Raw genomic sequence first — 7,129 nt, forward strand, 5'->3', positions numbered from 1 at the left:
CCTGGACCGGCATTCCCACAGAAACGGCTTCAGCCCCTCCACTTGATCCTACCGGCATCAGCCGGTCAGTCATTCAGATTGGCACCCAGCTCCACCGTTCCGCCCAACCATCCAGCTAACCACCAAGACCAACCGTCCAAAATGGCTTTCCAGAAAAGCCAAGCGGATAGGGCGGCGATCCAAACGAGGGGCAGGGGAAGCGGAAACGTCCCCACAGGCGCGATTTCCGGCCCGCCCAGCCCCTTTTCGGGCATCAGGCGGGGGGGGGGCGCCCGAGGGTCGACGTCCACGGCGCTCTACGAGCTTCCCAGACGGCCGATTTGCCGGGCACCTAGATCCTGTCGAGCCGTTTAAACGCTCTTAGGGTGGTGGGTTCTGTCTGCGCCTTCGGGAAGGCCGGTCAATCTGATCTCGATTGCGAGGCCGGCGAACTCGCGATCGGCGTAATAGGCCAGCTTGTCGGCGACGATCGGGCGGCAGGACGAGGAAGATGCTCGCCGGCCGTTCCTTCAAGTCGGCGAAGCGGAAATCCGATCGGCCGAGCGTCGTGGTCATGCGCGGGGAATCGAGGAAATGGGTGTGGCGCTGCGCCGATGACAGCACGCCCGCCGCCTCGCGATCGGATTTGCCGAGGTGGCGATTGGCGGCGCGGGCGACGAGGCCACCGCAGCCTTGCATCGTTTCGAGCAGGGCCGCGAACGCAGCCGGGGCGAGCGTCAGATGGTCGCGCAGCGTGGCGAGCGTGCGGGTGGCGTCCGGCTCGCGTGCAACGATGTGCATGAGCAGGCCGGCGATCAGCGCCTTGGCTTCCTCGTTCCAATGGGCTTCGGTCTGTTCGTTGTGGGCGTCGTGGACCAGCGCGTCGGCCAGCGTCATGCAGTCGTCGGCGACATCGAGGCCGGCTGGGTCGATCCGGTCGAGCGGGTTGAACGCGGCCGGGTGAAGCCCGGTGATGCCGAAGGGATCGAGGACATGGACCGGCCCGAAGCGTCCGCGCTGGTGCGCGGCGATGCGGGCATTCTCGCCCTTGGGATCGATGCAGACAACGGCGAGGGGCCTTGTCTCGCGGTCGGTAGCGAAGCGGGCCGAGCCGTGGGTGTCATCGCCGTCAGGGCCGCCATAGCGCAGGATCAGGGGTTGGACGAGCGCGCGCAGCGGCACCAGCAGAATGACGATGCCGACCGGCACCATGACGAGCTGGCGCACGAACGAGTCTTTGGGGACGCCGAGAAACCACAGTGCGGCCTCCGCGCCGAGGCTCAGCACCAGGGCGACGACGAGGAACAGGATCACCACGCCGAACAGATGGCGGATAAGCGCGACTGGACTCAGCGCCAGCGACTGGACCGCCCATATCGGGTTGGCGCGCGCGATGCGCGCCAGGTTGCGCAGCGCGCGGCCGAGCTGGCGGAACCATTCCAGCATCAGGATATCCTCCCATCATCGTTTTTCCAGATGTTCGGCGCAGATCACGGCCGAGCGCGGGCCGCCCTTGCAGCTTCGAGTTCTTCGAGGCTGGTGAAATATTCCTGCACCGGCTCGCCGGGGGCAGGGTGTTGGCATGGTCCAGCGACGCGGCGATATAGTCGCTTTCGGACAATTCCCCGGAAACGAAGCCGGCGTTCAGCGCCTCCATTTCCGGCGAGAGGGAGAATCCCGACAGCTCGATATTGGTCCGCCCGAAATCGACCGCCTGTTGACGGCGCGCGCGTCCTTCATCCGCGATGGAATGTTCATTCATCGACGGCACTCCCTTCCGCTTCCGCGTCGAACGCGCGTTTGCCGCGCCGCTTCCAAAGCGCCAGAACGGTGCCGGCATCGTCACCCCTCACGCGCGCCGCACAATCGAGCATCGCGCCGTAGAGGGTAGCGCGATCGTCGTCGGCGAGATCAACAAGGCCGGCTTTCTGGACGAGTCCACCCAGCTCTATGAGGTGGCGGGTGCGTTCGCGTCGGGCCACAACCCATCCCCTCGTATCGGTGCGGCGCGCGGCGGCTTCAATCCTGTTCCTCGCCTGCGCCAGTTTGGTTTCCGCCTTCGCCGTCATAGCGAGGGCGGAGCGTAGTCTTGCGCCCGCGCCGCTGAAAGAAGGCCGCGCCTTTCGAGCGCCACGCCTCCTTTGCGCTTTCATCGGTCGTTTCGATCGCGGCGAGCAGCGCGCCCGCCAGCACGTCGAGTTCGAGAGCATCGCCCCCGGTTGAGGTGACGAGTTCGCCGAGCTGTTGCACCTTGCGGGCCTTCAATGCCTTGGCCTTGTCGCCGAGCGCTTTCAGTTCCGCATCATAGTCCCTAACCTTGCGCATATCATCTCCCTTGTGCCCGTGAACCGTAGCGGCAGACTAGCACGATCGGCGCGAGAGGGTAGCGTCTCCATCATTAAATGCGGCCAAGTCAGTCATGCGAACGGCAGAGAGTGTGAGTGCGCGTTTATACGTCGTTGCCGACGTGTGCTCAGAAAGGTAGTAAGGGAGCTGTCATGGCGATCTACCATTTCTCGGCTAAGGTCATCAGCCGCGCGAACGGGTCGAGCGCCGTTGCGAGCGCGGCCTATCGTGCGGCCGAACGGCTGCACGACGACCGGCTCGGGCGTACCCAAGATTTCTCGAACAAGGCGGGCGTCGTCCATTCGGAAATCTTGGCTCCCGAAGGGGCGCCGGAGCGTCTGAACGATCGCGCGACCTTGTGGAACGAGGTTGAGGCCGGCGAGAAGCGCAAGGACGCGCAGCTTGCCCGCGAGGTCGAGTTCTCGATTCCGCGCGAGCTGAACCAGGAACAGGGTATTCAGCTCGCGCGCGAGTTTGTCGAAAAGCAGTTCGTGGAACGCGGCATGGTCGCGGACCTGAATGTGCATTGGGACATGGGCAAGGACGGCCAGCCCAAGCCGCACGCGCATGTCATGTTGTCGATGCGCGAGGTAGGGCCGGACGGCTTCGGCCAGAAGGCGCGCGAGTGGAACCGCACGCAGCTTCTGGAAGGGTGGCGCGAGGCATGGGCCGAGCATGTCAACGAGCGCCTGGCCGAGCTGGATATTGATGCGCGGATCGACCATCGGACATTGGCGGCGCAGGGCATCGACCTAGAGCCGCAGCACAAGATCGGGCCGGCGGCGTCGCGTATGCCCGACCAGGGGCTTGAAGCCGAGCGGGTCGAGGACCATGCCCGGATCGCGCGCGAGAATGGCGCGAAGATCATCGCCAATCCCGAAATCGCATTGGACGCCATTACCCGGCAACAGGCGACGTTCACGCGGCGCGACCTGGCGCAGTTCGCGTTCCGGCACAGTGACGGCAAGGATCAGTTCGACCAGGTGATGAGCGCGGTGCGGTCCTCGCCCGAGCTGGTGGCGCTGGGGAAGGACGGGCGCGGTGAGGATCGGTTCACTTCGCGCGGCATGATCGAGACGGAGCAGCGGCTTGAGCGTGCCGCCGATCGGCTTGGCGGAAGGGAGAGGCATGGTCTCCCGGCAGCGTCATTATCGCGGGAGCTGGACGCTGCCGGGAGTATGGGCCTGGTGCTGGGGGGTGAGCAGCAGGCCGCTTTGGAGCATATAGTCGGCAAGGGCGATCTTTCCATAGTCGTGGGCTATGCCGGCACCGGCAAGTCGGCGATGCTGGGGGTCGCGCGCGAGGCGTGGGAGAGCGCCGGCTACCAGGTGCGCGGCGCGGCCTTGTCGGGGATCGCGGCCGAGGGGCTTGAGGGCGGTTCCGGCATCGCCTCGCGCACGATCGCCAGCCTAGAATATCAATGGGAGCAGGGCCGCGAGCTGCTAGGCCCGCGCGACGTGTTGGTGATTGACGAGGCCGGGATGATCGGCACGCGCCAGATGGAGCGCGTGCTGTCCGAGGCCGAGAGGGCAGGGGCGAAGGTCGTTCTGGTCGGCGACGCCGAGCAGCTACAGGCGATCGAGGCCGGCGCGGCGTTCCGCAGCCTTGCCGAGCGGCATGGCGCGGCCGAGATCAGCGAGGTTCGCCGGCAGCATGAGGACTGGCAGAAGGACGCGACGCGGGCGCTGGCGACGGGCCGCACCGGCGAGGCGATCCATGCCTATGAGGCACATGGCATGGTCTACGCGGCCGAGACGCGCGAGCAGGCGCGCAGCGACCTTGTGGACCGCTGGGACGCGCAGCGCGTCGCCGATCCGGATCAGACCCGGATCATCCTCACCCATACCAATGCCGAGGTGCGCGACCTGAACCTGGCCGCGCGCGACCGGATGCGCGACGCCGGCGAGCTGGGGGACGATGTGCGCGTGTCGGCCGAGCGGGGCGCGCGCGAGTTCGCGACCGGCGACCGCATCATGTTCCTCAAGAACGAGCGCGGCCTTGGGGTGAAGAACGGCACGCTGGGGAAGATCGAGCGCGTGTCGCCCGACAGCATGGCGGTGAAGCTGGACGATGGCCGATCGGTCGCGTTCGACCTGAAGGATTACGCCCATGTCGATCATGGCTATGCCGCCACCATCCACAAATCGCAGGGCGTGACGGTCGATCAGGCGCATGTGCTGGCGACCCCCGGCATGGACCGCCATGCGGCCTATGTGGCGTTGTCGCGGCATCGCGACGGGGTGCAGCTCCATTACGGCCGCGACGATTTCGCCGATCAGCGCCAGCTCACCCGCACGCTGTCGCGCGAGCGGGCGAAGGATATGGCGTCGGATTATCCGCGCGATCGGGAGACGGAGGCGCGGGCGTTCGCCGATCGGCGCGGATTGTCGGGCGAGATCCGCTTGAGCGAAGCGCCCGAGCGTCAGGGTGTGGAGATCCTCGCGCCTCGCGCGGGAACCATGCGCCCTGCAGGCGACCATTCGCGCGCGCCTGGTGGTGGTGGCGACCGCGGCGACGCCGCGGCGAAGGCCGCGGCCGAGCGGCAACCGCGGCGGGGGATGTTCGACGGCTTCCGGCCCGCGCCCGAGCGCCCAGCGCCGGGGAGCGAGCGCGGCCAGGGCGAGAAGCCCAAGCGCGGCATGTTCGACGGGTTGAAGCTATCGGCCGAGCCGGCGAAGGGTGCGGAGCGACCGCCTGCGCGTGCCGATCGCGGCGAGGACCGCGCCTTTACGCGCGCGGTCGAGCGGGCTTCGCGTTCGGCCGAGGCGGTGTTGCAGGCGCGCGCATCGGGCGGGCCGGTGCTGGAACATCAGAAAGTCGCGCTCGAGCGCGCGACCGAGGCGCTGGACCAAATCAGGCCGGGAGCCTCGCGCGATATGGCGTCGGCGATGCGGCGCGACCCTGCCCTATTGCGCGAGGCGGCGGCGGGGCGCAGCGGCCCGATGGTCGAGGCGATGGCGCAGGAGGCGCGGGTGCGGGCCGATCCTGCCTTGCGCGCCGATCGGTTCGTGGAACGCTGGCAGGAGCTTCGCCAGGATCGTGACCGCCTCTATCGCGCCGGCGACATGGTGGGCCGCGAGAAGGCGGGCAAGGAAATGGCGGGCATGGCGAAAAGCCTTGAGCGCGATCCCCAGGTGGAATCGATCCTGCGCGGCCGCACCCGCGAGCTGGGGCTTGATACGGCCATGAACCGCAGCCGCGACATGGGCGGTGGCGATCTTGGCCGGCAATTGACGCAGGATTTGGGGATTGGCCGTGATCGGGGCCTTAGTCGCTGATGTTTTGCGATAAACGCCTATCATGCTAAGATGGTATGTGTTTAATCAGAGAGTCGAACCATGAACGATATGACCCGCTGGACCGTTTCGGTATCGAAAAACACCGACATTGCGGTGCGTAGCTTCCTCGCACAGCGCGGCATGAAGAAAGGCGATCTTTCCCGCTTCATCGAGGAAGCGGTCAAATGGCGTGTTCTCGATCAGACCATCACCGAGGCGCGGAGCAAGTTCGAGGATATGGCCCCCGACGAGCTGGACGCGCTGATAGGGGAGGCGGTGGCCGCCGCACGTCAGCCCGCAGGCTGACCCGTGCGCGTCGTTGTCGACACCAATGTTCTCATAAGCGCGCTGCTTTCGGGCAGATCGCCGCCCGCGCAGATCGTCACGCTCTGGCGGGAGGGGCGGTTTGAGCTGCTGACCTCTCAAGAGCAACTGGACGAGCTGGCGCGGGTGACGCGCTATCCCAAAATCCGCGAGCGGCTTTCGCCCGCGCTGGCGGGGCGGCTTGTCAACGAGCTGCGCGACGTGGCTGTGATGGTGGCGGACCTTCCGCACGTGACGGCCTGCGCCGATCCTTATGATAATTTTCTGTTGGCAATGATCGTCGCAGGCACGGCCGATCATCTTGTGACCGGCGACAAGCGGGATCTGCTGTCGATGGTCCGTTACGAGGGCGCGCGCATCATCGCCGTGCGGGACTTTCTGGTGATGTTCGGGCAGTTGCCCAAGGATAAGCGGACATGAGCGACCAGGAAGAGTATCGCGAGGAACCGGCAAACGGCGACGACCCGGCGCTGGCGTTCGAGCGGTTGCGCGGCGAGGTGTCGTTGCTGCGCCATGCAGTCGAGGCGCTGACCACGGCGCGCGAGTCCATCGACGTTCCCGATTATGAGCCGACGCTTGAGCGCACCGAAAAGGTGCTGGAAATATTGGTGCAGCAGATAGGCGGGGTGCGGAAAAGCCCCGCCATGACGCTCACCCCGGAGAATATGGGGGGCCGTTTAAACGCTTCCGTCGCCGAGGCGACCCGCGAGCTGCGCGCCCAGGTGCAGGCGACCGATACGGTGCTGCGAAGCGCGGCGCACGACCTGCAAAACATCGTCGCGTCCGCGCGCCGGGGCGATGAGCAGAACCGTTGGCTGTATATCGCCGGGGGCGTCGGCCTGGTGCTGGGGCTGTTGCTCTATGCGGCGCTTGCCGGCCCGATCGCGCGGATGATGCCGGCGAGCTGGCATTGGCCCGAAAGCATGGCGACACGGGCGCTTGGCGAAACGTCGGCATGGGATGCGGGGCAACGCCTGATGCAGACGGCCGCGCCAGAGAGCTGGGGATTGATCGTCGCGGCCTCGCCGCTCGCCGATGGCAACCGCGAGGCGGTGCAGGCGTGCCGCGAGCAGGCCAGGAAGGCGAAAAATCCGGTGCGCTGCACGATCGAGGTCAAGCCGGCAGGCTAGTCACCCGGAACTGTAATCCACCTCATTGATTCACGCCTCTTTGAGGAGATGAACAATGCTAGGTCGGCAGGC

At 66.4% G+C, this 7,129-nt stretch carries 6 protein-coding genes and 1 pseudogene; 4 read left to right on the plus strand and 3 right to left on the minus strand.

Features of this window, described 5'->3' with window-relative positions; translation table 11 throughout:
• Window positions 1-465 precede the first annotated feature (465 nt).
• From L3X40_RS20310 to L3X40_RS20320, 3 genes and pseudogenes are all read right to left on the minus strand, one after another.
• Window positions 466-1,422 (minus strand): annotated as a pseudogene (locus tag L3X40_RS20310) (type IV secretory system conjugative DNA transfer family protein); the annotation flags it as partial.
• A gap of 311 nt (window positions 1,423-1,733) precedes the next feature.
• Entirely contained in the window at window positions 1,734-1,961 is a 228-nt protein-coding gene (locus L3X40_RS20315; protein WP_237367209.1) for a conjugal transfer protein TraD, read from the minus strand.
• Window positions 1,962-1,998: 37 nt separating this feature from the next.
• Window positions 1,999-2,304, minus strand: a complete 306-nt coding sequence (locus tag L3X40_RS20320) for a conjugal transfer protein TraD (protein WP_237367210.1) — start codon at window positions 2,302-2,304, stop codon at window positions 1,999-2,001.
• Window positions 2,305-2,477: 173 nt separating this feature from the next.
• Here L3X40_RS20320 and traA point away from each other — a divergent pair, with 173 nt between their 5' ends.
• From traA to L3X40_RS20340, 4 genes are read left to right on the plus strand one after another with little or no spacing between them, the layout of a single operon-like run.
• Window positions 2,478-5,603: a Ti-type conjugative transfer relaxase TraA gene (gene traA / locus L3X40_RS20325; RefSeq protein WP_237367211.1), complete on the plus strand. Its 3,126-nt coding sequence runs from the start codon at window positions 2,478-2,480 to the stop codon at window positions 5,601-5,603.
• 60 nt (window positions 5,604-5,663) lie between these two features.
• Window positions 5,664-5,909 carry a ribbon-helix-helix domain-containing protein gene (locus L3X40_RS20330; RefSeq protein WP_237367212.1) on the plus strand — a complete coding sequence of 82 codons (246 nt, stop codon included), beginning with the start codon at window positions 5,664-5,666 and terminating at the stop codon, window positions 5,907-5,909.
• A 3-nt stretch (window positions 5,910-5,912) separates the two neighbouring features.
• Window positions 5,913-6,347 carry a putative toxin-antitoxin system toxin component, PIN family gene (locus L3X40_RS20335; RefSeq protein ID WP_237367213.1) on the plus strand — a complete coding sequence of 145 codons (435 nt, stop codon included), beginning with the start codon at window positions 5,913-5,915 and terminating at the stop codon, window positions 6,345-6,347.
• The gene (locus L3X40_RS20340; protein ID WP_237367214.1) at window positions 6,344-7,057 is read left to right on the plus strand and encodes a DUF6118 family protein; all 714 of its coding nucleotides are present in this window, start codon (window positions 6,344-6,346) and stop codon (window positions 7,055-7,057) included. Before L3X40_RS20335 ends, L3X40_RS20340 begins: the two co-directional genes overlap by 4 nt.
• The last annotated feature ends 72 nt before the right edge of the window (window positions 7,058-7,129 follow it).

The organism is Rhizorhapis sp. SPR117, assembly GCF_021742065.1.